26 protein-coding genes are annotated in these 22,858 nt (G+C 37.3%); 16 read left to right on the forward strand and 10 right to left on the reverse strand.

Annotated elements, in window-relative coordinates:
• Window positions 1-19: 19 nt before the first annotated feature.
• The 4 genes from nirD (at window position 20) to ACI3K6_RS17195 (ending at window position 2,155) form a co-directional block, all read left to right on the forward strand.
• Window positions 20-346 (forward strand): nitrite reductase small subunit NirD, encoded by a 327-nt coding sequence (gene nirD, locus ACI3K6_RS17180; RefSeq protein WP_435555799.1) that lies wholly within the window; start codon window positions 20-22, stop codon window positions 344-346.
• Window positions 347-453: 107 nt separating this feature from the next.
• Window positions 454-1,263, forward strand: coding sequence for a uroporphyrinogen-III synthase (locus ACI3K6_RS17185; RefSeq protein ID WP_435555800.1), 810 nt, complete (start codon window positions 454-456; stop codon window positions 1,261-1,263).
• Window positions 1,264-1,536: 273 nt separating this feature from the next.
• Window positions 1,537-1,992, forward strand: coding sequence for an RrF2 family transcriptional regulator (locus tag ACI3K6_RS17190; RefSeq protein ID WP_435555801.1), 456 nt, complete (start codon window positions 1,537-1,539; stop codon window positions 1,990-1,992).
• Window positions 1,961-2,155 (forward strand): YezD family protein, encoded by a 195-nt coding sequence (locus ACI3K6_RS17195; RefSeq protein WP_435555802.1) that lies wholly within the window; start codon window positions 1,961-1,963, stop codon window positions 2,153-2,155. Before ACI3K6_RS17190 ends, ACI3K6_RS17195 begins: the two co-directional genes overlap by 32 nt.
• Window positions 2,156-2,322: 167 nt before the next feature.
• Here the strand turns inward: ACI3K6_RS17195 and ACI3K6_RS17200 are convergent, their stop codons facing one another.
• A complete protein-coding gene (locus ACI3K6_RS17200; RefSeq protein WP_435555803.1) occupies window positions 2,323-3,018 on the reverse strand; it encodes a response regulator transcription factor in 696 nt (231 codons plus the stop codon).
• 314 nt (window positions 3,019-3,332) lie between these two features.
• Here ACI3K6_RS17200 and ACI3K6_RS17205 point away from each other — a divergent pair, with 314 nt between their 5' ends.
• The 4 genes from ACI3K6_RS17205 (at window position 3,333) to ACI3K6_RS17220 (ending at window position 7,018) form a co-directional block, all read left to right on the forward strand.
• Window positions 3,333-4,262, forward strand: a complete 930-nt coding sequence (locus ACI3K6_RS17205; protein WP_435555804.1) for a phosphate ABC transporter substrate-binding protein — start codon at window positions 3,333-3,335, stop codon at window positions 4,260-4,262.
• A gap of 164 nt (window positions 4,263-4,426) precedes the next feature.
• Complete coding sequence (locus tag ACI3K6_RS17210; RefSeq protein WP_435555805.1) at window positions 4,427-5,386, forward strand: NAD(P)H-dependent flavin oxidoreductase; 960 nt, start codon at window positions 4,427-4,429, stop codon at window positions 5,384-5,386.
• 87 nt (window positions 5,387-5,473) lie between these two features.
• A complete protein-coding gene (locus ACI3K6_RS17215; RefSeq protein WP_435555806.1) occupies window positions 5,474-6,109 on the forward strand; it encodes a hypothetical protein in 636 nt (211 codons plus the stop codon).
• 111 nt (window positions 6,110-6,220) lie between these two features.
• Window positions 6,221-7,018: a DUF2935 domain-containing protein gene (locus tag ACI3K6_RS17220; RefSeq protein WP_435555807.1), complete on the forward strand. Its 798-nt coding sequence runs from the start codon at window positions 6,221-6,223 to the stop codon at window positions 7,016-7,018.
• Between the two features lie 1,009 nt (window positions 7,019-8,027).
• On the opposite strand, the gene ACI3K6_RS17225 is transcribed toward ACI3K6_RS17220, so the two are convergent.
• Both ACI3K6_RS17225 and ACI3K6_RS17230 read right to left on the reverse strand, forming a co-directional pair.
• Window positions 8,028-8,603, reverse strand: coding sequence for a DUF2238 domain-containing protein (locus tag ACI3K6_RS17225; RefSeq protein WP_435555808.1), 576 nt, complete (start codon window positions 8,601-8,603; stop codon window positions 8,028-8,030).
• A gap of 11 nt (window positions 8,604-8,614) precedes the next feature.
• Window positions 8,615-9,181 carry a DUF2238 domain-containing protein gene (locus tag ACI3K6_RS17230; RefSeq protein WP_435555809.1) on the reverse strand — a complete coding sequence of 189 codons (567 nt, stop codon included), beginning with the start codon at window positions 9,179-9,181 and terminating at the stop codon, window positions 8,615-8,617.
• Between the two features lie 160 nt (window positions 9,182-9,341).
• On the opposite strand from ACI3K6_RS17230, the gene ACI3K6_RS17235 reads away from it, so the two are divergent.
• The gene (locus ACI3K6_RS17235; RefSeq protein WP_335475120.1) at window positions 9,342-9,959 is read left to right on the forward strand and encodes a GntR family transcriptional regulator; all 618 of its coding nucleotides are present in this window, start codon (window positions 9,342-9,344) and stop codon (window positions 9,957-9,959) included.
• 36 nt (window positions 9,960-9,995) lie between these two features.
• On the opposite strand, the gene ACI3K6_RS17240 is transcribed toward ACI3K6_RS17235, so the two are convergent.
• Together ACI3K6_RS17240 and ACI3K6_RS17245 are read right to left on the reverse strand one after the other, a co-directional pair.
• Window positions 9,996-11,543: an ABC transporter permease/substrate-binding protein gene (locus ACI3K6_RS17240; protein ID WP_435555810.1), complete on the reverse strand. Its 1,548-nt coding sequence runs from the start codon at window positions 11,541-11,543 to the stop codon at window positions 9,996-9,998.
• Window positions 11,543-12,667, reverse strand: coding sequence for an ABC transporter ATP-binding protein (locus ACI3K6_RS17245; RefSeq protein ID WP_435555811.1), 1,125 nt, complete (start codon window positions 12,665-12,667; stop codon window positions 11,543-11,545). The genes ACI3K6_RS17240 and ACI3K6_RS17245 overlap by 1 nt, the downstream gene beginning before the upstream one ends.
• Before the next feature lie 153 nt (window positions 12,668-12,820).
• Between ACI3K6_RS17245 and ACI3K6_RS17250 the strand changes: the two genes are divergently transcribed.
• Both ACI3K6_RS17250 and ACI3K6_RS17255 read left to right on the forward strand, forming a co-directional pair.
• Window positions 12,821-13,492 carry a response regulator transcription factor gene (locus tag ACI3K6_RS17250; protein WP_335475126.1) on the forward strand — a complete coding sequence of 224 codons (672 nt, stop codon included), beginning with the start codon at window positions 12,821-12,823 and terminating at the stop codon, window positions 13,490-13,492.
• Window positions 13,492-14,877 (forward strand): sensor histidine kinase, encoded by a 1,386-nt coding sequence (locus ACI3K6_RS17255; RefSeq protein ID WP_435555812.1) that lies wholly within the window; start codon window positions 13,492-13,494, stop codon window positions 14,875-14,877. Before ACI3K6_RS17250 ends, ACI3K6_RS17255 begins: the two co-directional genes overlap by 1 nt.
• Window positions 14,878-14,902: 25 nt before the next feature.
• Here ACI3K6_RS17255 and ACI3K6_RS17260 read toward each other — a convergent pair whose 3' ends face one another.
• Window positions 14,903-15,115, reverse strand: coding sequence for a hypothetical protein (locus tag ACI3K6_RS17260; RefSeq protein WP_335475130.1), 213 nt, complete (start codon window positions 15,113-15,115; stop codon window positions 14,903-14,905).
• A 394-nt stretch (window positions 15,116-15,509) separates the two neighbouring features.
• Between ACI3K6_RS17260 and ACI3K6_RS17265 the strand changes: the two genes are divergently transcribed.
• Window positions 15,510-15,638, forward strand: a complete 129-nt coding sequence (locus tag ACI3K6_RS17265; protein ID WP_435555813.1) for a hypothetical protein — start codon at window positions 15,510-15,512, stop codon at window positions 15,636-15,638.
• 565 nt (window positions 15,639-16,203) lie between these two features.
• Here the strand turns inward: ACI3K6_RS17265 and ACI3K6_RS17270 are convergent.
• Window positions 16,204-16,890, reverse strand: coding sequence for a M50 family metallopeptidase (locus ACI3K6_RS17270; protein WP_435555814.1), 687 nt, complete (start codon window positions 16,888-16,890; stop codon window positions 16,204-16,206).
• Between the two features lie 255 nt (window positions 16,891-17,145).
• Between ACI3K6_RS17270 and ACI3K6_RS17275 the strand changes: the two genes are divergently transcribed.
• Complete coding sequence (locus ACI3K6_RS17275; protein WP_435555815.1) at window positions 17,146-17,613, forward strand: GreA/GreB family elongation factor; 468 nt, start codon at window positions 17,146-17,148, stop codon at window positions 17,611-17,613.
• Window positions 17,614-17,666: 53 nt separating this feature from the next.
• Here ACI3K6_RS17275 and ACI3K6_RS17280 read toward each other — a convergent pair whose 3' ends face one another.
• Both ACI3K6_RS17280 and ACI3K6_RS17285 read right to left on the reverse strand, forming a co-directional pair.
• Window positions 17,667-18,188 carry a MerR family transcriptional regulator gene (locus tag ACI3K6_RS17280; protein WP_335475139.1) on the reverse strand — a complete coding sequence of 174 codons (522 nt, stop codon included), beginning with the start codon at window positions 18,186-18,188 and terminating at the stop codon, window positions 17,667-17,669.
• Window positions 18,189-18,251: 63 nt separating this feature from the next.
• Window positions 18,252-19,187 (reverse strand): MerR family transcriptional regulator, encoded by a 936-nt coding sequence (locus tag ACI3K6_RS17285; protein WP_435555816.1) that lies wholly within the window; start codon window positions 19,185-19,187, stop codon window positions 18,252-18,254.
• A 230-nt stretch (window positions 19,188-19,417) separates the two neighbouring features.
• Here ACI3K6_RS17285 and ACI3K6_RS17290 point away from each other — a divergent pair, with 230 nt between their 5' ends.
• The gene (locus ACI3K6_RS17290) at window positions 19,418-20,251 is read left to right on the forward strand and encodes an EamA family transporter (protein ID WP_335475143.1); all 834 of its coding nucleotides are present in this window, start codon (window positions 19,418-19,420) and stop codon (window positions 20,249-20,251) included.
• A 33-nt stretch (window positions 20,252-20,284) separates the two neighbouring features.
• On the opposite strand, the gene ACI3K6_RS17295 is transcribed toward ACI3K6_RS17290, so the two are convergent.
• Window positions 20,285-21,073: an HAD family hydrolase gene (locus ACI3K6_RS17295; protein WP_435555817.1), complete on the reverse strand. Its 789-nt coding sequence runs from the start codon at window positions 21,071-21,073 to the stop codon at window positions 20,285-20,287.
• Between the two features lie 118 nt (window positions 21,074-21,191).
• Here ACI3K6_RS17295 and ACI3K6_RS17300 point away from each other — a divergent pair, with 118 nt between their 5' ends.
• Together ACI3K6_RS17300 and ACI3K6_RS17305 are read left to right on the forward strand one after the other, a co-directional pair.
• On the forward strand, window positions 21,192-21,935 hold the full coding sequence (locus ACI3K6_RS17300; protein WP_435555818.1) for a polysaccharide deacetylase family protein: 744 nt from the start codon (window positions 21,192-21,194) through the stop codon (window positions 21,933-21,935).
• 81 nt (window positions 21,936-22,016) lie between these two features.
• Window positions 22,017-22,841, forward strand: coding sequence for a DUF2935 domain-containing protein (locus ACI3K6_RS17305; RefSeq protein ID WP_435555819.1), 825 nt, complete (start codon window positions 22,017-22,019; stop codon window positions 22,839-22,841).
• Window positions 22,842-22,858 lie beyond the last annotated feature (17 nt).

A 22,858-nucleotide genomic window follows, 5' to 3' on the forward strand; every position in this document is an offset into this window, starting at 1 on the left:
CTGAAGGAGGAAAAGGAGAATGATAAACAAAAACGTTGTTAGGCTACCTGTTTGCTCCAACGATGAACTTAAAGAACGAATAGGAAAAATAGTTTACATTGGAGAAAAGGAAATAGCCCTGTTTAAATTATCAAATGGAAGAATAAGGGCTATAGAAAATCGTTGTCCCCACAAAGGTGGTGTTTTAAGCGAGGGGATCGTAAGCAGCGAATTTGTTTTCTGTCCGATGCATGATTGGAAAATCAACTTACATGACGGAAGGGTTCAATCACCAGATCATGGATGCGTGAAAACTTATCAAACCTCTGTAGAAAATGATCTGGTCTTTCTCTTATTAGAGGAATAGTTAGAAAATGCCCAAAGGGTCTATTTGTAGACCCTTTGGGCATTTTCTTGTGTGAATGTATTATAATGGAACAAGGAATGAATAATGATGAAACGAGGATTTAAGAAATGTCCAATGATTTGCAGGGGAAAAAGATCGTAATTGCGGGATCAAGGAAGACGGAGGAACTTTGTTCATTAATTGAAAATCAAGGTGGGATACCGGTTGTTCGGCCTCTCCAAGGTACATTAATATTGGATGAAGAAGTGGTTAAACCCCATTTGATGAGGTTTATCCATGAAGGTGCAGATTTGGTTATTTTAACAACTGGTGGTGGAACGGAAATGCTGATTGATATTGCAGAAAATTTAGGTGTTAAAGAACAGTTCCTTGCTAAAATACAGAATGTCAATGTAGCAGCAAGAGGATACAAAACACTGTCCACACTAAAGAGACTTGAGATTGTGCCGATTGCAACGGATGAGGATGGGACGGTAAATGGATTAATGAAAGCCCTTGAAGGATTTGATTTCTCAGGTAAACAAGTCATGGTCCAGCTTCATGGTGAACCTGCTCCTGCTTTGACCCTTTTTCTTGAAGAGAAAGGGGCAAAAGTATTAACGATCCTTCCATACCAACATGTAGCACCAGCGCTCGAAACAGTCTCATCACTATGCAAAGAGATAATTGAAAATCAAGTAGATGCTGTATGTTTTACTACCGGAGTTCAAGTGCGTTTCCTTTTTGAACATGCGAGGGATAGAGGCTGCCTTACTGAACTGATTAACGCTTTTCATAGTGGTACAGTTGCTGCCGCCGTTGGAAAGGTAACGGCCGATGCTTTAAGGGAAGCTGGAATCGAGCGGATGGTAGTCCCTGAAAATGAGAGGATGGGTGCTATGATCATAACGCTTTCTCGATATTTTCGAGAAGGATAAAAAGAATAAAAATTCTGGGATGAAAAGTCCACCTTGTATTCAGGGTGGCTGTTTTTATGTAAACAAGTATCAATGTTTTGGTAAATTTTTTAAAAAAATTAAAAACCTAGTTTACAGGTAGGTATAATATGTATTATAGTAAATAACAAAATAGGAAAAATTTAAATTAACACGATCAACTAAACCTTGTACCACAAAATATTAGGAGGTATGAAAAAGTTCTCACGATTAAATGTCGACTGAATTACTCAACAATGAAAGGAGGGCTTATTCTTGAAGGTATCAAGTAAGGGTGAATATGCTCTAAGGGCTCTTTTGTTACTTGGAGAGCACCATGGAAAGGTTTTATCAATCCAGGAAATTTCTGAACGGACTTTGGTTACGGTCAGTTATTTAGAACAAATCTTGCTACAGTTAAAAAAATTAGGATATTTAGAGAGTAAGAGAGGAGCTAGTGGAGGCTACCTTCTTCAGAAGAAAACAAGCGAGATCAATATTGGGGAGGTTATTCGCACACTGGAAGGGCCTCTATCACCAATGGGCTGTGCATCCATAACCAAGTATGAGCCCTGTCAATTAGAGACGATATGTCGACTAAAACCATTATGGTCTTTGGTACGGGACACGATAGCATATGTTCTTGACCAAACCACTCTAGAGGATCTTTTAGAAAATCGCTTAAGTTTAATAAAGGGGGATGATTTACTTGTCTTTAATTCGAGGAATTGATCATTTGGTATTGGAAAAGATTAAGACATTAGTGGAAAGCTTGGAATACGGTACAGTCCAAATAACTGTTCATGATTCCCAAGTCACGCAAATTGACAAATTGGAGCGACACCGGTTACCATTACAAAAAAAATCTTCCACACAACAAAAGAAAGCTAGGTAAGAAAAATGAATAACTGCCGATCGGTCCACCGAAGGCCCCTGTTAGTTCACTGTTCAAAAATAGAACTGTAACTAAGGGGCTTTTTATTTTGTCAAAAAAAATGATGGGGCTCATTTTTTAGCTCCCCATCAAATCATCATTCAAATATCAACTGCTTTCATACCATATTAATCATCTAGTTTATATCCAATTCCCCGAATGGTTTTGATATAAACGGGATTTCCAATTTCGCCTTCAATTTTGTTTCTTAAATGGGAGATATGGACATCAACAATTCTTGTGCCACAGGAAAAGTCATCATTCCATACCGCATTCAGCAATTGATCACGCGTTAGGACATTGCCTTTATTTTGAGCCATAAAAACAAGCAATTCAAATTCCTTTAAGGTTAAATCTAATCGTTTTCCTTGGTAATAGGCTTCATATTTCTTTGGATAAATGATTAAATTACTTATGTTTATTTTTGATTCATCATCACTTTGCTGATCGTTCCTTTCCAGAGATCTTCTTAGGATTGCTTTTACCCTGGCAATTACCTCCCTTGGACTGAATGGTTTAACCATGTAATCATCTGCGCCTAATTCAAGGCCTAGTACTTTATCCAACTCATGATCTCTGGCTGTCAGCATGATGATCGGGGTCATGATTTTTTCTTGCCGCAGCTGTTTGCAAACTTCCAGTCCATCAAGCTCTGGAAGCATCCAATCTAAAATGATTAAATCCGGTGATTCCGATACAGCAAGTTTCCTACCTTCATTACCATCAAATGCTGTTGCGACTTCAAAACCAGCTTGCACCAAATTGTATTCAAGCAATGTAACAATGGATCTCTCATCGTCGACAACGAGTATTTTATTTCTCATGATAACCCCCTTAAGCCATATATTGTGAATACATAGTGTTGAGACTTGATCATTATTTAAAATAAATGCTTATTTGACGTATATAATTTCATTCTATTAAACAATCGTAAAAAGACTATTAAGCTAATGTTAAGAATTATTAATTTATACATTCTTCCTATTAAAGATGGCTAATAAGTACCGTTTGTGAAAAAATGATTTTTACAAAACCTTTACATGCAGTTAATTGTCCATTAATACTAATACCTTATATTGGTTACTGTAAGGTCAAAACAAAATTTAATGAGTAGATTAATGGGGAGGAAACTTAACAAATGAAAAAATTTAAAAAACTGAGCATGGTTACCTTATTTGCTGCTTTAATGGTGATCATGGCTGCATGTGGAGGAAACACAACTTCTGAAAAGAAACAAGAGGGCTCCAGCAAAACATCCACAAAGACGGAAGAGAAAAAAGAACTTTCAGGTACGTTACTAGTCTCCGGTTCATCTGCCATGCAGCCATTAGTAGCAGCTGCAGCCGAAGAGTTCATGTCAGAAAATCCAAATGTGGATATCCAGGTCAATGCGGGAGGTTCCGGTACAGGATTATCTCAAGTGGCCGAAGGTTCCGTACAGATTGGTAACTCTGATGTCTTTGCTGAAGAAAAAGAAGGAATTCCTGCCGATCAATTAGTTGACCATAAAGTTGCCGTGGTAGGTATCACTGCAGCGGTTAACCCTAAAGTCGGTATTAAAGATATTAAAAAGGAAGATTTAATCAAAGTGTTCACTGGAAAAATCACAAACTGGAAAGAGCTTGGTGGTAAAGACCAAAAAATCGTTCTTGTAAATCGTCCGGATTCTTCAGGAACGCGTGCCGTTTTCAATAAATTTGCTTTGGATGGTGCAACACCAGCCGAAGGAATCACAGAAGATTCTTCCAACACGGTTAAAAAGATTATTAGTGAAACCGATGGAGCCATTGGCTATCTAGCATTCTCTTATTTCACCGATCAATCTGTAACTCCGCTATCTATTGATGGGGTCGCAGCCACTGCAAAAAACGTACAGTCTGGCAAATTTCCTGTTTGGGCATATGAGCACTCTTATACAAAAGGTGAACCTGAAGAACTTGCAAAGGCTTTTCTTGACTATATGATGTCTGATGATATCCAAAATAAACTTTTACAGGAACAAGGATATCTTCCTGTTACGGAAATGAAAGTTGAACGTGATGCAGAAGGAAATCAAAAAGACAAATAAATAGAGTATTGATTAAAAGAGGTAGGTGCCTAGATGCATTTACCTCTTTTAATTATTTGATTGAATTTTTCGAAAAAAACAAATGAGGTATGGGGTGGATATGGTATATAATGTAAATGTCAAGGGGAGTAAATTGATATTTTTTAATAGAAGGGGAGAGAATGATGTCAATGATTCCATCAATTTTAAAAGACTTGCGTTTACCTGTAATCGGTTCACCACTTTTTATCATTAGTAATCCAAAACTAGTTATTGCCCAATGTAAGGCAGGTATCGTAGGTTCGATGCCAGCTTTAAATGCTAGACCCGCCTCGTTGCTGGATGAATGGCTTGCGGAAATTACTGAAGAACTGGCTGCTTATAACACTCGTCATCCAGAACGACCAGCTGCTCCATTTGCCATTAATCAAATCGTTCATAAGTCCAATGATCGATTGGAGCATGACGTAGAGATGTGTAAAAAATATAAAGTTCCCATTATTATTACCTCACTGGGGGCACGTGAAGAGGTCAATTCCGAGATTCATAGTTATGGAGGAATTGTGATGCATGATGTAATCAACAATATGTTTGCCCATAAAGCAATAGATAAAGGAGCTGATGGGTTAATAGCGGTTGCAGCCGGTGCCGGCGGACATGCCGGAGTGAAGAGCCCATTTGCCCTAGTTCAGGAAATTCGTGAGTGGTTTCAAGGTCCGCTTGCTTTAGCCGGGTCAATTTCTACTGGTAGCAGTGTATTGGCCGCTCAGGCGATGGGAGCTGATTTCGCCTATATTGGTTCACCGTTTATTGCAACCCATGAAGCGAATGCTGTGCATGAGTATAAGCAAGCCATTGTCAACCACACATCGGATGACGTTATTTATAGTAATCTGTTCACAGGTGTCCATGGAAATTATCTTGCTCCGTCTATAAAAAAAGCTGGATTAGATCCTAATAACCTACCAGAAAGCGATCCATCAAAGATGAACTTTTCAGGTGACACTAAGGTGAAGGCTTGGAAGGATATATGGGGCTGTGGTCAGGGAATTGGAGCCATTCATGAGATTACTGGTGCTGGAGAGTTTGTTAATAAATTATATAAAGAATACATTGCAGCTAGAGAAAGATTAAAGCAAATTTAATTTAATTATTTGTTCATAATATGGTAACAAATGGTGGGAAACCTATCATCTGTAATACACAAAATTCTTTTTAGGAGGATATTACAGATGATAAAAATGCAGATCAAATTGTTTTGTGCAATAGCTTTATTGCTTGGACTGCAAGCACCGTTTCAGACTTTTGCAGCGTCTGGGGAAACTTGTATGGAAGCCCATGGCCATTTTAAGCTCAATCCTGAGTTTCTAAAAAAGCAGGCAGAAGAACTTGGGATTAAAACAGATGGAAAAGATTCGGAAACCATTGCAAAAGAAGTCAGGGAAACAATCATTAAAAAGCGAGCCAAGGAACTTGGAATCGAAACGAAAGGAAAAGAACTGAATGCGTTAGCAAAAGAAGTTGCTGAAACCGAAATTAAGAAAGCAGCGAAGGAACTAGGAATCGCGACAGAAGGAAAAGACTTGCGTGATGTAGCACGTGATGTTCGTGTCATGCAAGTAAAAAAGGAAGCAAAAGAGCTAGGGATCTCAACAGAAAATAAAGATTTTCACCAAATTGTCCATGAGGTTCAAGAAAAACGGATATTCCAAGCAGCAGAGAAATTGGGGATCGACACAAAAAATAAATCTGCTCATGAACTTTTTAATGAAATCATGGATAATCATGCTGACAAGGTAAAAGAACTAAAACTTTTTCCGGGAAAATCGGGAAAATTCTTTTTTATGGATAAACCAAAAGGAGAATAAATGTATGAAAGGGGAATTCATGAGATGATTCCCCTCTTCTCACTCATAAGTATCAAAAAGGGTGAGTATACATCAAATTAGTGTGGATATTTTTTAACGGGAGGAAAAAGTATGCCGGATGTTTTTGAAAGTACTGCAAGATTTGAACATCGTTTTTGGCTTCAAATCCTGGGGGATCATTCCCGGTTTATTTATGAGGCACTAGCACCTGTTCAAGGTAAGGAAATTAACATGGCAGCCAATTTTATCAATACTTTTGATTCCCTGATGGAACGGTTATCTTCTTCTGAGTTACTGGCACTAACTGTGGAAGCTGAGGCAGAAGTGTTGAAATTGAGAGAATTCAAACTCGAATTACTCAGAAGACATCTAAATGGAAAAATAAAAATCCATCTTCCCCCAACCTTTATTAATCATATGGTGAATGAATTAGAGGAATACGTTCGAATTTTAGAACATCTCAAATCAGGTCGAGTCCCCCCTATTTATCATGAACTCCATCATCATCTCTTATGGCTATTGGATGCTGCGGGCCACGCTGAAGCTATTTCTTCCAATCTTGACGGTGTTGAAACAAGGTTACGTGAGAAAAGCAATGTTTTTAAGAAAAATTTTGATGATTTCTACTTGAAGGCAGTGGAATTTGCGGGTTACTTAAGAACCAATTTGTCCGAGTTTCCAGCGCTTGCAAAAATGAATAAAGATACTCAATTAGAAATTAAATTATTCCAGCAATTTTTAACAGAACTAGAGGAACTTGGATTAAATCACCAAGCTTTAGGAACCTTTGCACCGTTAATGGCAGATCATATGTTTCGTGAGGAATGTTATTATCTGATGAAATTAGCCCAATCGGCAAACTTAGACCTACCAAATTGTGATCCAACAAAGCCACGACTTAAGGAATGATATGTTAGATAGTGAAGAGGGGCAAGAGATGAAAAGTTAGGATGCCAGGAGTTTTACAACCCCAGGTTTACCCTTTAGGTTACTTTGCCCACCCCTAAATGTAAATTTGAAATATTGTAGCCTACTAACCAAAATTCCAAGTTGAAATACTTTATACACTTTTACACAATATTAAGGATTTGATAATAAAGAGCAAGATCGTGTCGGAAGAGGAACCAACTTCGGATAAGGAAGAACCAATAAAGCAAGATCGTGTCGGAAGAGAAACCAACTTCAGACATGAAAGACCCAATAAAGCAAGATAGCGTCCGAAGTCTAACCAACTTCAGACATGAAAGACCCAATAAAGCAAGATAGCGTCCGAAGTCTAACCAACTTCGGTCATGGAAGACCCAATTAAGTAAAATCGTGTCCGAAGTCAAGCCAGCTTCGGACAAGGAAGACCCAATTAAGTAAAATCGTGTCGGAAGAGGAACCAACTTCAGACAAGGAAGAATTAATAAAGCAAGATAGCGTCCGAAGTCTAACCAACTTCAGACATGAAAGACCCAATAAAGCAAGATAGCGTCCGAAGTCTAACCAACTTCATACATGAAAGAACCAATAAAGCAAGATAGCATCCGAAGTCTAACCAACTTCAGACATGAAAGAACCAATAAAGTAAAAGTGTGTCCGAAGTCAAGCCAACTTCGGACAAGGAAGAACGAATAAAGCAAGAACGTGTCGGAAGAGGAACCAACTTCAGACAAGAAAGAATTAAAAAAGTAAGATAGCGTCCGAAGTCTAACCAACTTCAGACATGAAAGAACCAATAGAGTAAAAGTGTGTCCGAAGTTAAGACAGCTTCGGACAAGGAAGAACCAATAAAGCAAGATTGTGTCGGAATAGGAACCAACTTCGGACAAGGAAGAATTAATAAAGCAAGATTTCGGCCGAAGTCTAACCAACTTCGGCCAAGGAAGAACTAATAAAACAAGATCGTGTCCAAACTCATGCCAATACTGCTATTTCAAATTTGATTCAATTTTATCTTTGTCCGAATCCCTGCCCAAATGGCGATCACGAGCCCGCCAACAGTATCCGCGATTAGATCAGTCATTGTATCCGTATTTCCGCCGCCTTGTAAAGTCATCCCAAAAAACTGATCACAGCTGAACTCATAAATTTCCCAGAGAACCCCGCCCAAGGCAGCAAAGGCCAAGGTAAATAAAAACACAAACCATGGGGATATGTGCGCACCGGCATTTCGATGAATAAGCCGTTCGTATAGAGCTATTCCAGCAAAGGCGAGAATGGCCCCACTGACAAAATGCATAAACGTATCCCACCAGCCAAGTCCATACCAACCGCGAATTGAGCCAAAATATTGCGAACCAATCAAAAAGATTAAATAAGAAATAACAATGGGTAAATTAAATTGCAGCTTGGTGAAAAGGGCCAGCAGTAATGGAATTGCCCCACATGCGATGCCGCCGATTGCGACGGTTGATTTAAAATCCTGTCCGTGCTGCCGGTAATAGAATACTAAAATAGCCATAAATACGACATACAGGGAACTCAATAAAATAACGAGTTTTCTGTTCATAAATACCACCCTCAACCCTTCTTCTTTTTTAGTAAGGCATAAAAAGCCGGGAGAAGCCCACCAGCCATGCCGGACAGCAAATCCAACATTGTATCTTTATTTCCGCCTCTTTGCATAGTATGTGTGAATGTCAAGTCACCGACAAATTCATATATCTCCCATAGGACGCTGGCCAGCACCGCTAGGGAGAGTACAAAAAGGGCTACCATCCAAACAGAAACATCATCTCTGACACTCGTTGGTATCATCGTCTTAAATAAGGGAATCCCCACAAATCCAATATACATTCCTTTGTAAAAATGCAGGGTGGAATCCCACCATTTATAATGAAGATAAAAGCTTGAAATAGAGCCCAAAAATAATGAGCAAAATAAAAAAATAAAATAGCTGAAGATGATCGGGATATTAAATGGAATGTCTTTCATTCGTAAAAGCAGTAATGGTAAACCGCTTGCTAAAATCCCTCCTAGAGAAATTTGCCATCTAGATGAATCACCCTTTATCAGGTAATAAATCAATAATCCGGTCATAAAGCACATAAATAGTATACTAAAAATTAGAATAATTTTCTGTTTCATTTGTCACCTCAGGAAATAAGTGTCTTTACAATTATGTCCAGTTTCATGAAAACCTAAAGATTTCATAACACCCTCTCGAAAATAGAATAGTAAAAGTGTATAGTGAAGAAAGAAAAGATATTCAAATAAATATGGTAATAGTGATTGGGTGGAGGTCGTAATGCAAAGAACACAAATGCCGACTTACGAGCGGATTGCCATAGATTTGGCGAATCGAATTTATAATGGAGAGTTTAAAGTTGGAGAAAAAATTCATGGCCGCTCCACATTGGCCAGCGATTATAAAGTATCTCCGGAAACGGTAAGAAGAGCGATTAAGATTTTAGAAGATGTGGAAATTGTTCATTCAACGAAGGGAAGCGGCATTATCATATCATCACGCGAAAATGCCTTCAAATATATATCACGTTTTTCAAATTTAGAAAGTATTAAAGATCTTGAAAAGAAAATGAATTCCTTAATGGAAGAGAGAAATGTATTGGATGAAAGGCTTTTTGACACATTAAGAAAAATCCTTGATTACTCAGGCAAACTACGTCATACAAATCCATTGACACCAATCGAAGTTGAGGTGTTTCCGGGCTGTACACATATCGGAAAAACGATTTCGGACGTAAAGTTTTGGCAGAATACCGGCGGCACAGTGATTGGGATTAAACGAAATGGAGAATTAATCATTTCCCCAGGCCCTTATGTATTAATTCTGGAAGGAGATATCTTACTTGTGATTGGCGATGAAAAAACATTAGATAGGGTCATTCACTTTTTAAATGAATAGCCAGATTCCATTTTAGAATCTGGCTACTGTAATGGATTACTTCATCAATCCTTCTTTTTCTAAAAATTCCTTTGCGACCTTGGCAGGGGATTGTTTTAAACTATCAACCTTGTAGTTGAGCTCCCGCATTTTATCATCCGTTAACTTTCCTGCTAATCCGTTTAAAATCTGTTTTAATTCAGGATGCTCTTTAAGAGTTTCATCCTTAATGATCGGAACAGCGTAGTATGGTGGGAAAAATCCTTTGTCATCCTTTAAGACTTTTAAATGGAACTCCTGTATTAAGCCATCGGTCGAAAAAGCATCAATAACATCACTTTTGTGATTCTCTAATGCGGTATAACGCAGTCCTCCATCCACAGCTTTAACATCTTTAAACTGCATATTATAGGCTTTTGTGAGTCCAATTAAACCATCTTCCCTATTGGGGAATTCAATCGTTGGACCCATGGTCAAGCTTCCACTGATTTTAGCCAAATCAGAGATCGTTTCTAACCCATATTCAGTGGCTGTATCTTGACGAATCGCCAGTGCATAGGTGTTATTAAATCCCAAAGGTTTTAACAATGATATTCCATATTTTTGATTAAATTCTTTTTGAACGTAATCATACACTTTTTGAGGATCATTTGCTGGTGGTTGGTTCAGAATATTTACTAATCCTGTTCCGGTGTATTCCACATAGGCATCGATATCACCATTTTTTAAAGCACTAAAGGTTACTTGGGACCCTCCTAGATTTAATTTTCGTTCAACCTTAATATCAGTCTTGTTTTCTATTAAATCGGCCAGCATATTTCCTAAGATTAATTGTTCAGAAAAATTTTTCGAACCTATGACGATTTTTTCATCTGCATGGGCTTTGTTGTAAATGGCAAAGACACCACCAATGATAATTATGAGTGATACAAACGAAAGAATCAGTTTTTTGCTTGTTTTCTTGCCTGATTTTTTGGTTCTTTCATAAGAAAGAGAAGTTTCTAGTTTGCCAACAACAAAGTCGATTAATAAGGCTAGGATACAGGCTGGAATCGCCCCAGCCAGAATCATCGCATTATCAACGGTTTGTACCCCCGAAAACACAAGGTAACCAAGTCCACCAGCACCGACAAATGCAGCAATCGTCATTAAGCCTACCGCCGTAACGGCAGAAATTCTGATACCCGCCATAATCATCGGAAAGGCTAGTGGCAGCTGAATTTTCCTCATGGTTTGACTTTTGGTTAGACCGATACCTTTGGCGGCTTCCAGAATATCACGATCAATATTTGTTAAACCAGTATATGTGTTCTTTACGATAGGCAGAAGGGAATATAGGACGACCATGACAATGGCTGGTGTACTGCCAATTCCTACGAAAGGAATTAAAAAACCGAGTAGGGCAAGACTTGGAATGGCTTGCACAACATTGGTCACGCCTAGTATTGGTTTTGAAAGCCTTGGTTCTCTTGATATTAAGATGCCAAGCGGAATACCAATAATAACAGCCACTAATACTGAAAAAATACTTAAATAAATATGCTGTCCTAAAAGCTCAAGAATTTGTTGGTAATTTGTACTAAGATAACTCCACATTTCGCGCATTAAAATGCCACCTCCATATCGATTAATTGGCTGCTTAATGCAGATAAAATGCTGCTTCGTGTAATAAGTCCTGTTAACTGATTCATTTGGTTAACAACAGGTAAATAACCTATTTTGTGTTCATTCATCGCTTCTAAAATGGAAATTAAATTAGCGTCTTCCGATACTGACAGAACCTTTTGTTCCATGATTGATTCAATGGATGAATTACGGTCAAGCAGCTGAATTCCTTTTAATGTTACCAGTCCAATTAAGATATTATTTTTACCAGTAACCATTAAACTGTCCACCTTATGTTCCTTCATAATTTCAATCGCTTGAAGAACGTTTCGTTTTGGATTAATTTTTACTGGGTCCGGAATCATGATATCTTCAGCCATTAATAACTCAGGGTTGTTCCAAACTCTTCGCTTTCCGATAAAGTCTGATACAAATTCATTTGTCGGACTTTTAAGGATTGCTTCCGGAGTATCATATTGAAGAATATCTCCATCTTTTAATATACAAATCTTATCCGCTATTTTAATAGCTTCGTCCATGTCATGGGTTACAAATATAATGGTCTTGTTTAATTCCTTTTGCATTTGGTACAGCTCATCTTGCAATGATGCCCGTGTAACAGGGTCTAATGCACTGAAAGGCTCATCCATTAAAATGATATCTGAATTGGTTGAAAAGGCTCGTGCCACTCCAACTCTTTGTTGTTGACCGCCACTTAATTCCTTAGGGTACCTTTGTAAAAATTCCGTTGGGTCAAGTCCAACGATTTCAAGTAATTCTTTCGTTCTTTGCTCTATCTGTATTGGATCTTCGCCCTTAATCTTAGGAATTAATTCAAGATTTTCTTGAATGGTCATATGTGGAAATAATCCAGTATTTTGGATGACATAACCTATATTTCTGCGAAGTTCAATGGGGTTCATTGTAGAAATTTCTTTGCCATTCACATAAATCTGACCTGTTGTAGGTAGAATCAATTTATTAATCATTTTCAGAAGGGTGGTTTTACCACAACCGCTTGGGCCGATGAACACAACTAATTGACCTGGTTCAATATCTAATGAAAAATCATTAATGATGGTTTTCAAACGATATTTTTTATTAACATGTTTAAATTGTATCAAATGAAGTTCCTCCTTCTCTACTAAAAGTAACAACCTAATGTTAACATAAAAGTTGTTACTATGTCTAATAGCTAAATGAATAGAATCTTTTCTTTTTTATTTTGTATTTAGTAAAATGAAGAAGGTTACTCTGTAAGAAAAGCGGGTGAAAAGATGAAATCAGTCTTAGTTGTAGACGATGATGAATGGATTCGCAATTTGGTTAAAAGTATTTTATCTAAGGAAGGCTTTAAGGTTTTTGCAGCTGAAAATGGGACGGCTGCTTTAACATTAATGAAAAAAGCGATAATTGATTTGGCGATTGTAGATATCATGATGCCAGTGATGGATGGATACCAGCTTACTAAGGAAATTAGAAGATCCTATGACATCCCGGTAGTTTTGTTGACAGCCAAAAGCCAAATTGACGATAAGGAAAAAGGGTTTGAAGCTGGAACAGATGATTATTTAGTCAAACCTTTCGAACCAAAGGAGTTAATCTTCCGAGTCAATGCGTTGCTGCGCCGTTATGGGAAGGCAAGTGAAGCTAATATTCATTTAGGTTCCTTGGCTATAAATAGGAAAAGCTATGAAGTTAAAATCAATACCAAAACTTTCATGCTGCCACTAAAAGAATTTGAACTTTTATCATTTTTGGCAAGCCATCCCAACCAAGTCTTCAGTCGAAGTCATCTTATCGAAAAAGTATGGGGATTGGATTTTGAAGGTGATGAAAGAACGGTGGACGTACATATTAAAAGATTGCGCGAGAGGTTTGAAGATATTGCAGACGATTTTACGATCAAAACAATCCGAGGGGTCGGCTATTCACTGGAGGTTTTATAATGATCATGAAATCGATGTATAGTAAATTTGCCTTCATTACAATTATGATCATGATTGTAAGTGGGGTGATTTCTTTTTTATTATCTAATGTCTATTATCAATCCAATTTGAAGCAACAAAATGATGAGAAAATAACCAAGTTTGCCTATGAAATGGCCGATTTTGCCAGTAAACATCCAACTGTTAGTCTAAATGATTATTTTGAACATAATGGAGCAATTGGATACCAAATCTTATTGGTCAACCAAAACAGGCATAGGCAATATTTTGGATCACCATTTCGAGTAGAGAATTTGCCTGAATCTATCAGCCAAAAAGTATTGGATGGAAAAGTGTATCACGGAATACGCAATTTCCCTCATAAGACCTTTGTGACCGGTTTTTTTGCCAATGAATTGAAGAATTCAGTAGGTGTTCCTTTTACTCATCAAAATCAAAGGTATGCCTTGTTCATAAGACCAGATATTAAGTTGTTGTTTAATGAAATGCATATATTATTTGGCTGGTTATTAATCCTTTCTATTTTATTAAGCATTTTAATGGTGTCGATCAGTACAAAATACTTAGTTCAACCCATTCGTAAGCTAGACAAAGCCACTAAGGAGATTTCCGAGGGAAATTATTCGATCAAACTTGATATTTCTCGTAGAGACGAACTGGGCCATTTGGCCATTAATTTTACTAGGATGTCGGAAAAATTGGCCCGTGTCGATCAGTTGCGTAAAGAGTTGGTCTCAAATATTTCTCATGACATTCAATCACCACTGACCAATATTAAGGGGTATTTAAACCTGTTAGAAAATGATGATAAGAGCGAATCACATAAAAAGGAATACATCCGTGTGGTTCATTCAGAGGTAGACCGGCTTTCAAAAATGACTAAACAGCTTTTACTCCTATCTTCTATTGAAAGTAAAAGGGATTTGTTGGAAGTCAGCCGAGTGAATATTGGGGCTCAGTTAAAAGTGGTTATCCATCAGTATCAATACAGTATGATGGAAAAAGGCATCATGGCCAGCTACACTATACCAGATGTTTGGCTTAATGGGGATTCCGCTTTGTTATATTCAGTGTGGGAAAATTTATTGACGAATGCGATTAAATATAATCATGAAAATGGTACCATAGACATTGACTTATCGGAGATGGAGTCACAGGTAGTGGTCACATTTAAAGATTCAGGGATCGGCATGGATGAAAATGAAATAAAACGGATATTTGATAGATTTTACCGAGCGGATACCTCAAGGAAGCGATCTGTTGAAGGTACAGGGCTAGGTTTGTCCATTGTTGAATCCATTATCGATTTGCACCATGGGAGAATAGAAATAGATAGTCAAAAAGGGAAAGGAACAACTTTGAAGGTAATTCTTCCGAAATGGTAATCAGTTGTTCCGCCATTCACAAAACTTAGTACTTCGAACGAACTGGTGCTTGTAATGGGACAGCAAATTCCATAGGGGCTCCTAGATGAATTAATGAAGTTCCAACAGTAGTATAGGCAGATTGTTGGGTTCGTTGTTTTTTTAAAGATCCACTCCCGATTTGCAGAACTCCACCATTGACCATATTACCGATTTTGATAAAACGGAAATCAAACGTTTGTTGCAATTGTTTATCCATTTCAATCACCTCTAAATAATATATGAACATGAGTTTGGCTGAATTCAACAAATCATATTTTAATAGTGGGAGTAACAATCAGCATGCTAAACTTTTATCAATGGACGAGATCATATGTAGTGCCACTGGACTTAGTATTCGAGAAAAAAAGGTTTACAAGGCAGTGCCAATTCGATTCATATTACAGAAATAATCAACAGTTCTGATAAATTACAAATTGCCAAATGTCTCCTAGCGGAAAAAATAATTGACTTCCTCAAATTTGTGTATTTTAAAAAACAGCGAGTTTGTTGTCAATCCGTTTATCATCTTAATGAAAATAATGGCTTTAATCCGTTATGAAATACCCTTTTCTTGTACAAAATAATCTTCATGCAGGAAGGGAGGTATTTTGATGACAAACCGAAATGACAACCGTGAACGTAAAAATAAATACCCAAATAACTTGAAGCAGGAGACAGAATTGTCAAAGGAAGTTAATATTCGCAGTGAAGAAACACAAAAAGATTTGCGAAAAAAATAACGGAATTCTTGTTTAGTAACGGTTTCACTAATAGGAAGCAATAGGTAAAACGAAAAAACGCATCGGAATTCTAATTGAATTCTAATGCGTTTTTTAAATTTGGAAAAATCCTTTCATCAGTACTATGAAAGAAGAACTTGGTGAAGTTGTAAGAAAGATGTCATTCAAAGGTGGTATGAAAGCCAAAAGAAGAGGGGGCCGCCAGACAAGCGTCGTTCATAGGTGATATGAAAGCCAAAAGAAGAGGGGCCCGCCAGACAAGCGTCGTTCATAGGCAGTATGAAAGCCAAAAGAAGTGGAAGCCACCAGACAAACGTCGTTCAAAGGCGGAATGAAAGCCAAAAGAAGTGGAAGCTACCGGACAAACGTCTTTCATAGGCGGTATGAAAGCCAAAAGAAGAGGGAGCCACCAGACAAACGTCGTTCAAAGGCGGAATGAAAGCCAAAAGAAGAGGGGCCCGCCAGACAAACGTCTTTCATAGGCAGTATGAAAGCCAAAAGCAGTGGAAGCCACAAGAAAAACGACCTTCACGAAGCCATTAATTTGTTCATGCAACAACCTTTATTAACTCAATTTATAATAACCCCTTTTCAACCCGTAATAGCAAAAACAAACCGCTTGAAGGAAAAATAACACTCCCCATGCTAGTGTTGGGACTATTTTTGTGAGATTGGCAAGATTTGCGGCATCACCCGCAGCCTGTGGGTAAAAAATACTTAAATACATGACTTCATAAGCACTTTGTAGAGAATCTACAAGCAAAATGCAAGCGATCAGCAGTAATAAATGATCCCTAAAGGCTGGTGTTCCTTTAATGAGTAAAAATAGAAACCCCGCTGCAAAGGAACAAAGCCAAAAAATACCATATGGATTTCTTACCCAAAAGATTAAATTACAAAAAATAAAGCCCAATAAAATATCAATCAATAAAATTTGCTTTCTCCTGCCAATTAGTAAAAACGCGAGGAAGGCCATGAATGAAGCAAATGTGTACCCTGCTAAGCTGGTAAAGAAGCTACCAATCCAAGTGGTTTGATTGCTCAAAGTAGCGCCTTCCGAATTAGAAAATAACGAGATGGTCTGGACATTTCCTCCAAGCAACGCCATAAAGGCATGCCCCGATTCATGAATCAACGTATCAATCACTCTAATATAATTGCCGATAATAGGAACATGGATTAACAAAAAAGCAAGGATCAGGAAGAGAAAAAACTTCGAACTGATTTTCTCACGGACAAAGCTCAACGTCATCTCCTCATTTCATATATTGTCATTTTCTTAATTTTAACACTATTTAAGGAGCAATTTTAAATGTAACGCTCAACTTGTAAACACTGTATTTGGGAGTTTTTTGTAACAATATGTTAATATGGTGTCAAGATCTTCCAGTTGTTTAAAGCAGTCCTTAAGCTTGGAAAGATCAATTTTTTTTTTAGGAGGAATCGATCATGAAAAAATTAATGAAATTTGGCAGGAAATTCGATCCTAGTAGGGGGGCTATTTTCTATGAACCATAGTGTACGTTCGAAAAGAGAATATTTTCTTCAGCAATTAGGGTTTATTGATGAAAACATCAAAGAATTAACCAATTTGTACCTATCATCAACGCCGGTTCAAGAACGAATGAAACACTTCTTTAATCTGTATGCTTTAGAGGTAGAAGAATTACTGAAGCGAAATCATAAAAAGAGCATTATTACTGTTTTTCCAAAGGTTTTTATAGGTACGAAGGTTACCATTAAATATGATGATGACGATGAAACGGAGGATTATGTAATTTGTTTTCCGGATGCCTCAGATCCAGATCAAGGGCTGATTTCGTTCCTGTCACCTGTAGGAAGGCAGTTACTTTTAAAAGAAAAGGGCGAAAAAATAGCTCTTAAAATTCCAAGCGGGGAAATTGCTGTTTCTATTTACGAGATTTCCTTTGTTGGGGATCTATTTGAAATGGAGAAAAAAACGAGGGAAGCATAAAAGAACATCTATAAGTATGACCGAACCTCAGAAGTTCGGTCATACTTTATTTATTAGAAACCAAACAAAGTACTAACAAAGTTCTTCTTCTTTCTTTTCACTTTTCCGTGATCTAATACATATGGTTTCTCAGGCTGGTCGGGCTTTTTTAACATATTTATTTCGGTCTGAAGCTGTTCGATTTGTTTGGACATATGACTTACCAGCTCTTGTAATTCTTCAAGTTCCCGACGGTGCTGCAATAATTGATAGGAAGCAACCGAATCGGCCTTTGTATGAAGTCCCTGTTCCAACACTTTTACTCTTTCATTCAACATGTCCATGGCTTGATCATTTTCGGCCGTTTTGACAGTACCTTTTCGGGTTTGCTTCTTATCTTTAACAGGTGTGATATCTTGTAACAGAACACCATTTTGCAGTTGGTCATGAATTTCTTTTAACATATGAATATCTTCTTCTTTAAATAGATAATGGCCCCGTTCGTTACGTTCCATTGGTAATTCAAGTTGTTTTACCCATCTTTGAATGGTACTTACAGACACTCCCAACAACTTGGCTACTTCACTTGAATTCATGCTTCATCCCCCCATGAAAAAAATCAAAATACCCGAGTGACAGTAAGGTTTCCTTGTAAACTATTAATTCCAAAATTTCCACCACTTCTTTTCTTTAGCTCCCGCGACCTCTCTGAAATTAGTGAGCATTTGTTGGAAAGCAATCTCACGTTGCTGGACTTCATGTAGGTATTGTTCACGCTCTTCCATGAAAAATTCGCGATCATGAATAATCGCCTCGGATAAATGAGAAAGTTCAAAATTGGTGTTTTCAATGTAGTTTGTTAAATCCTCAGTTGTTTCGGCGATTTGCTTTGAAAGGGTGGATATTTCATCATATGTTTCAATTGACACATTCTTAATACTGTCAGATAAATATTTTAAACGGTCTGCATTCAGCTTAGATGCCGATTCGAACGTTTCCGTTAGCTCTTCAATGTCAGCTTTGGTATTGGCGGTTGACTTGTAGATGGAATCAGATAAGGATTTTACGGTCGTTAATGTACCATTTTTAATTTCCTTTTTTACGTCTTCTAATAATTCTTTACGTACAACCGTTCGAATTTCTTCTTTTACTTCATCTAAAAAATTTTTTGTATAAGTATCAAGGGCTTCGAAAAATTGATTAACATTCGGTGTCTTTTCTTCTATTTCAATTACCTCTGGAACAGTTTCAGTTACAAGGTTTACCGAAAGGTCGTTAGAGTTCATTTTATCTTCTGAGAAACTTTCCGGAACATTAAAGGGTACATAAATTTCTTCCCGATCTTCTGATATCAAATCAGAGGGAGGTTCTGATTTCTGCTGCAGTGTTTGCCTTATGATTTCTTTTCCCAGCTTTTGCGAGTGGAGAGTCTTTATTTCCAGTAAATAATCAACCTCCAGATCGGTGTAAATTCTCGCACCTTGTTTAGAGCGAGGGAAATTCAATAATTCAGCAAATTCTTTCTCCCATTGACGGATTAATCCGGAATTAACATTTATTTTTTTTGACACTTCTTTTAATGTATAAGCAGCCAAATTTGATCATTCCTTTCTATTTCTATAGGAAGATACCCCTTTTAAAATAAGTATTCACCAACGGGTATCCCATTTTCCTGCTGCTTGACAAAAGCTATCAAAACAAGACGGAAACCATGAAATAACAACATATTCCTGCAAAAAAATGATAATTTTGAAAAAATGATTGAGATTAGTAGAAAGTAGGTTTATGATTTTTTAGGGACACAAAAAACGAAAGAAGGATCATCATGTGGATTGTCGCAGCCTTTATCACCATGGTTTGTTTTGGAATGAACAATACCATCTTTAAGTGGAGCACAGCACATCAGTTATCGAAGATACATATTCAACTATTCTTTTATTTCACCGCATTTTTACTTTCGCTTGGATATGGTATTTTTCATGAGATGCATATTTCCCTCATGACGATCATATTGGGTGGAATTATCGGGGTTTTAAATGCAAATGGGAATATCCAAATGTCTAAAGCTTTTGAGAATGGCCCGGCAAGCTTGACATCGCCATTAATAGGGACCAATACGATTTTCCCTATCCTAACTGCAGGAATTATTTTTCATGAACATATTTCAGCCATTCAATGGCTAGGAATTGTTTTTATGATGGGTTCAGCCATTTTGATCCAATATTCACCTGGTTCTACCAAGATCATGAACTATCGACCTTGGATTCTCCGAGTCATCCTATCCATCTTCTCATTTGGCTTATTAGGGATCTTAATGAAAACAACCTCTTTATTACATATTAGTTCATTAGATATTCTCATATCCATGTATGGAGGGGGTAGTTTATATTTAGGAATCTGTAGTGTGAACAAGCCGGAAGAGTGGAAAGTAACTGAGGTTAAGGTTGGAATATTGGTTGGCTTGATTAGTTTATTGGGTTATAGCAGCTATTTTTATGCACTGCAAACTGGAACAGCGAGTATTGTTTTCCCAATTGTCAGTTTGAATTGTCTGGTGGTTGTGTTTGCAGGAATTATTTTATTTAAAGAGAAATTAAGAAATTATCAAGTAATTGGTGTTTTAACTGCCTTGTTGGGTATCATTTTTACTAAAATATAAGAAAAGTGCAGAGCGGACTCTGCACTTCGTTTTTTATTCCACTAATCCGAGTGATTTCAAGCCATTAAATATACCTGAATCTGTTACGGCAGTAGTTCTATGCTTGGCATATTGGAAAAGATCGGGGTGGCCGTTCCCCATGGCAAAGCCTTCTCCTACACTATGCAGCATTTCCTTATCATTCATCCCATCTCCAAAAGCAATCGCAACTTCCTTACTTAGTCCTAGATGTTTTAACACCATTTGAATGCCATATCCTTTATTGATTTTATCCATAATGACATCATAACAATGCAACATGTTGGCGATGTTGACTTGTGACAGGTGGAATCCGGGTGTAGGTTGATAAAGTTCCGGGTCGGTTTCCTTTAGATTCATAAGGGTCATTCCGAGAATATTCCGTTCTTTTTGGCGGGAATATACTTCATTTTTGGTTAGATGAAACACTTCTATGAATTCCTTTACGGTTGGTGAATCCATTTCTGTGAAGAAATTAGCTGAATCGGTAAATAAAACAGCTTTATGGTTATGCTCTTTTGCAATCTTAAGGAATTGCTCGATAATTTCCGGGTCCATTGATTCTTGATAGAGATCCTTACCTTTATATTTAGCATAAGCACCATTATAGCCAACAAATGATTGTATGTTTAATTCTTTTGCCAGTTCATCGATTTCGTGCAGTGGTCTGCCTGTAGACAGAAAAACCTCCACTCCCTTATTTTGAACCTGGGCAATCGCATCCCTCGTTGAGGATTGAATGGTATTGTCCGGTGTAAGAATGGTTCCATCCACATCTAAAAATAAACATTTATAATCAGTCATTACAGAGCTCCTTCTTTTTATTTTCTTTGAATAGTTTACCACTATTATGAAAAACAAGTCGAGTATTGATATAATATCTTGTTTGAAGGGGGAAGCTATAAGGAAAAGGGGGGATATCATGAAAAGGCATTTATTTTTGCTTTGTTTGTTTACTTTTCTTTTTCCTGTAATGGTTTCTGCAGAAAAATCGATACCTATGTTAATCTATCATTCCGTTGATCAATATTCTGGCCATGGAATGAAGGAACTTTATGTATCTCCAGAACAATTTGAAACACAAATGTTATACTTGCGAGAGCATGGATTTACTCCGCTAACCTTTGAGAATTGGGAGCAACAATACACAGTCAATAAGCCGATTTTTCTAACGTTTGATGATGGTTATAAAAATAATCTCAACGTTTATACTATTTTAAAAAAAATACAAAATAACAAATTTAAACCCTCAGGGACATTTTTTGTGATTTCTGATTTTATTGATCGACCCAATCGATTATCGAAGGCTGACTTGAAGAAGCTGGCAGATTCGGGTATGATATCGATCCAATCCCATACTGCCACCCACCCTGACCTAACCAAGATAACTGATTTTATCCATGAATTAAAGGATTCAAAAGGAAACATTGAGAAAATAACTGGTAAACCTGTGATTGCCGTTTCCTATCCGTATGGAAATTTTAATGATAGAACTATAAAGGAAACAAAAAAATATTATTTATTCGGTATGACGACTACACCTGGACCCTATGTAAAATCAGGCAGCAGTGATGAACACTATCTACTACCCAGAACGTATATAAAAAATTCAACAAGGTTAGAAGATTTTATAAAGATCGTTGAAGGTCCTAACGGTTACCACTGACAAGGTAATCGTTTTTTTATTTAATATGACAATATTTTCGTTTAAATACGAATATGTTCTTAATAAAGGGAGGGGGATGGGATGAACGGAAGTATAAGTGTGTGGGAGGAGCATTTGTTTTGGTTGGAAATTTTACAGGATCATGCGATATTTGTGCGGGACCATTTGGCGGTAGAAGAGGAGAAAGCAATGGCTGAAGCTCAAAACTTTGTTCAGACTTTTGCCGTTTTGCTGCAAAATCTTCAGCAGTTACCTCCAACAATGGATGTCAGCGATAATGAACAAATGACCTTTGCTAGCCAAGCTTATGCAACGGCTTATGCATATTTTCGATTTGAAGGCCGTATGCAAAATTTACGGATCAAGAACGAAATCAATTTAAATTTATCTCCGACGTATTTAAATGGCACATTGAGTGAGAATCAAGAATATTTGCGTCAGCTTACCTATTATGCCAATGGACAGACCCCTGTGCCGCTTCGTTTAGATCAGTTGTTTGATTTATGGTTGGAGGACCAGCTAGGTCACATTATCTTACTAAAAAATGTGATTGATCCAATTGAATTATCGGTTGAAAAGATGGGGGATTTTTATACACAGAAGTTTCAAATGTACATCCTTCAGAATCATCATATGAAAGGGTATTTAAGATTTACCGAACAAGGGTTTCCACGGCAAAGAGAGTTGGCGTTAGAAGTAGGACGAACCGTGATCCAAATGAATTTGTACATTAAATCAGTAATGGAAAAATACAAAAATGACTGGATCCTCAATAAAACAACATTGCGCTTTATAGAACATCATTTTCCAGAAACTTGCTATTTCATTAAAAAACTGGCAGAATTCTCACCAGAGCTTCATGCCGAAGGTTCTCATTGCTCGTTGAGAAAACCATCGTTCTTATAGTTATGTAAAAGAAAGAA

The organism is Neobacillus solisequens, from assembly GCF_051233465.1.
Classification (GTDB): domain Bacteria; phylum Bacillota; class Bacilli; order Bacillales; family Cytobacillaceae; genus Neobacillus.

What these genes read in the sequence shown, in the direction of transcription:
- ACI3K6_RS17270 (WP_435555814.1), bottom strand. Translation starts at nt 16,890, where the DNA reads ATGACGTTGAGCTTTGTCCGTGAGAAAATCAGTTCGAAGTTTTTTCTC.
- nirD (WP_435555799.1), top strand. Translation starts at nt 20, where the DNA reads ATGATAAACAAAAACGTTGTTAGGCTACCTGTTTGCTCCAACGATGAA.
- ACI3K6_RS17250 (WP_335475126.1), top strand. Translation starts at nt 12,821, where the DNA reads ATGAAATCAGTCTTAGTTGTAGACGATGATGAATGGATTCGCAATTTG.
- ACI3K6_RS17215 (WP_435555806.1), top strand. Translation starts at nt 5,474, where the DNA reads ATGATAAAAATGCAGATCAAATTGTTTTGTGCAATAGCTTTATTGCTT.
- ACI3K6_RS17200 (WP_435555803.1), bottom strand. Translation starts at nt 3,018, where the DNA reads ATGAGAAATAAAATACTCGTTGTCGACGATGAGAGATCCATTGTTACA.
- ACI3K6_RS17205 (WP_435555804.1), top strand. Translation starts at nt 3,333, where the DNA reads ATGAAAAAATTTAAAAAACTGAGCATGGTTACCTTATTTGCTGCTTTA.
- ACI3K6_RS17235 (WP_335475120.1), top strand. Translation starts at nt 9,342, where the DNA reads ATGCAAAGAACACAAATGCCGACTTACGAGCGGATTGCCATAGATTTG.
- ACI3K6_RS17305 (WP_435555819.1), top strand. Translation starts at nt 22,017, where the DNA reads ATGAACGGAAGTATAAGTGTGTGGGAGGAGCATTTGTTTTGGTTGGAA.
- ACI3K6_RS17265 (WP_435555813.1), top strand. Translation starts at nt 15,510, where the DNA reads ATGACAAACCGAAATGACAACCGTGAACGTAAAAATAAATACCCAAAT.
- ACI3K6_RS17225 (WP_435555808.1), bottom strand. Translation starts at nt 8,603, where the DNA reads ATGAACAGAAAACTCGTTATTTTATTGAGTTCCCTGTATGTCGTATTT.
- ACI3K6_RS17260 (WP_335475130.1), bottom strand. Translation starts at nt 15,115, where the DNA reads ATGGATAAACAATTGCAACAAACGTTTGATTTCCGTTTTATCAAAATC.
- ACI3K6_RS17255 (WP_435555812.1), top strand. Translation starts at nt 13,492, where the DNA reads ATGATCATGAAATCGATGTATAGTAAATTTGCCTTCATTACAATTATG.
- ACI3K6_RS17210 (WP_435555805.1), top strand. Translation starts at nt 4,427, where the DNA reads ATGTCAATGATTCCATCAATTTTAAAAGACTTGCGTTTACCTGTAATC.
- ACI3K6_RS17290 (WP_335475143.1), top strand. Translation starts at nt 19,418, where the DNA reads ATGTGGATTGTCGCAGCCTTTATCACCATGGTTTGTTTTGGAATGAAC.
- ACI3K6_RS17220 (WP_435555807.1), top strand. Translation starts at nt 6,221, where the DNA reads ATGCCGGATGTTTTTGAAAGTACTGCAAGATTTGAACATCGTTTTTGG.
- ACI3K6_RS17240 (WP_435555810.1), bottom strand. Translation starts at nt 11,543, where the DNA reads ATGCGCGAAATGTGGAGTTATCTTAGTACAAATTACCAACAAATTCTT.
- ACI3K6_RS17300 (WP_435555818.1), top strand. Translation starts at nt 21,192, where the DNA reads ATGAAAAGGCATTTATTTTTGCTTTGTTTGTTTACTTTTCTTTTTCCT.
- ACI3K6_RS17280 (WP_335475139.1), bottom strand. Translation starts at nt 18,188, where the DNA reads ATGAATTCAAGTGAAGTAGCCAAGTTGTTGGGAGTGTCTGTAAGTACC.
- ACI3K6_RS17295 (WP_435555817.1), bottom strand. Translation starts at nt 21,073, where the DNA reads ATGACTGATTATAAATGTTTATTTTTAGATGTGGATGGAACCATTCTT.
- ACI3K6_RS17185 (WP_435555800.1), top strand. Translation starts at nt 454, where the DNA reads ATGTCCAATGATTTGCAGGGGAAAAAGATCGTAATTGCGGGATCAAGG.
- ACI3K6_RS17275 (WP_435555815.1), top strand. Translation starts at nt 17,146, where the DNA reads ATGAACCATAGTGTACGTTCGAAAAGAGAATATTTTCTTCAGCAATTA.
- ACI3K6_RS17230 (WP_435555809.1), bottom strand. Translation starts at nt 9,181, where the DNA reads ATGAAACAGAAAATTATTCTAATTTTTAGTATACTATTTATGTGCTTT.
- ACI3K6_RS17195 (WP_435555802.1), top strand. Translation starts at nt 1,961, where the DNA reads ATGATTTACTTGTCTTTAATTCGAGGAATTGATCATTTGGTATTGGAA.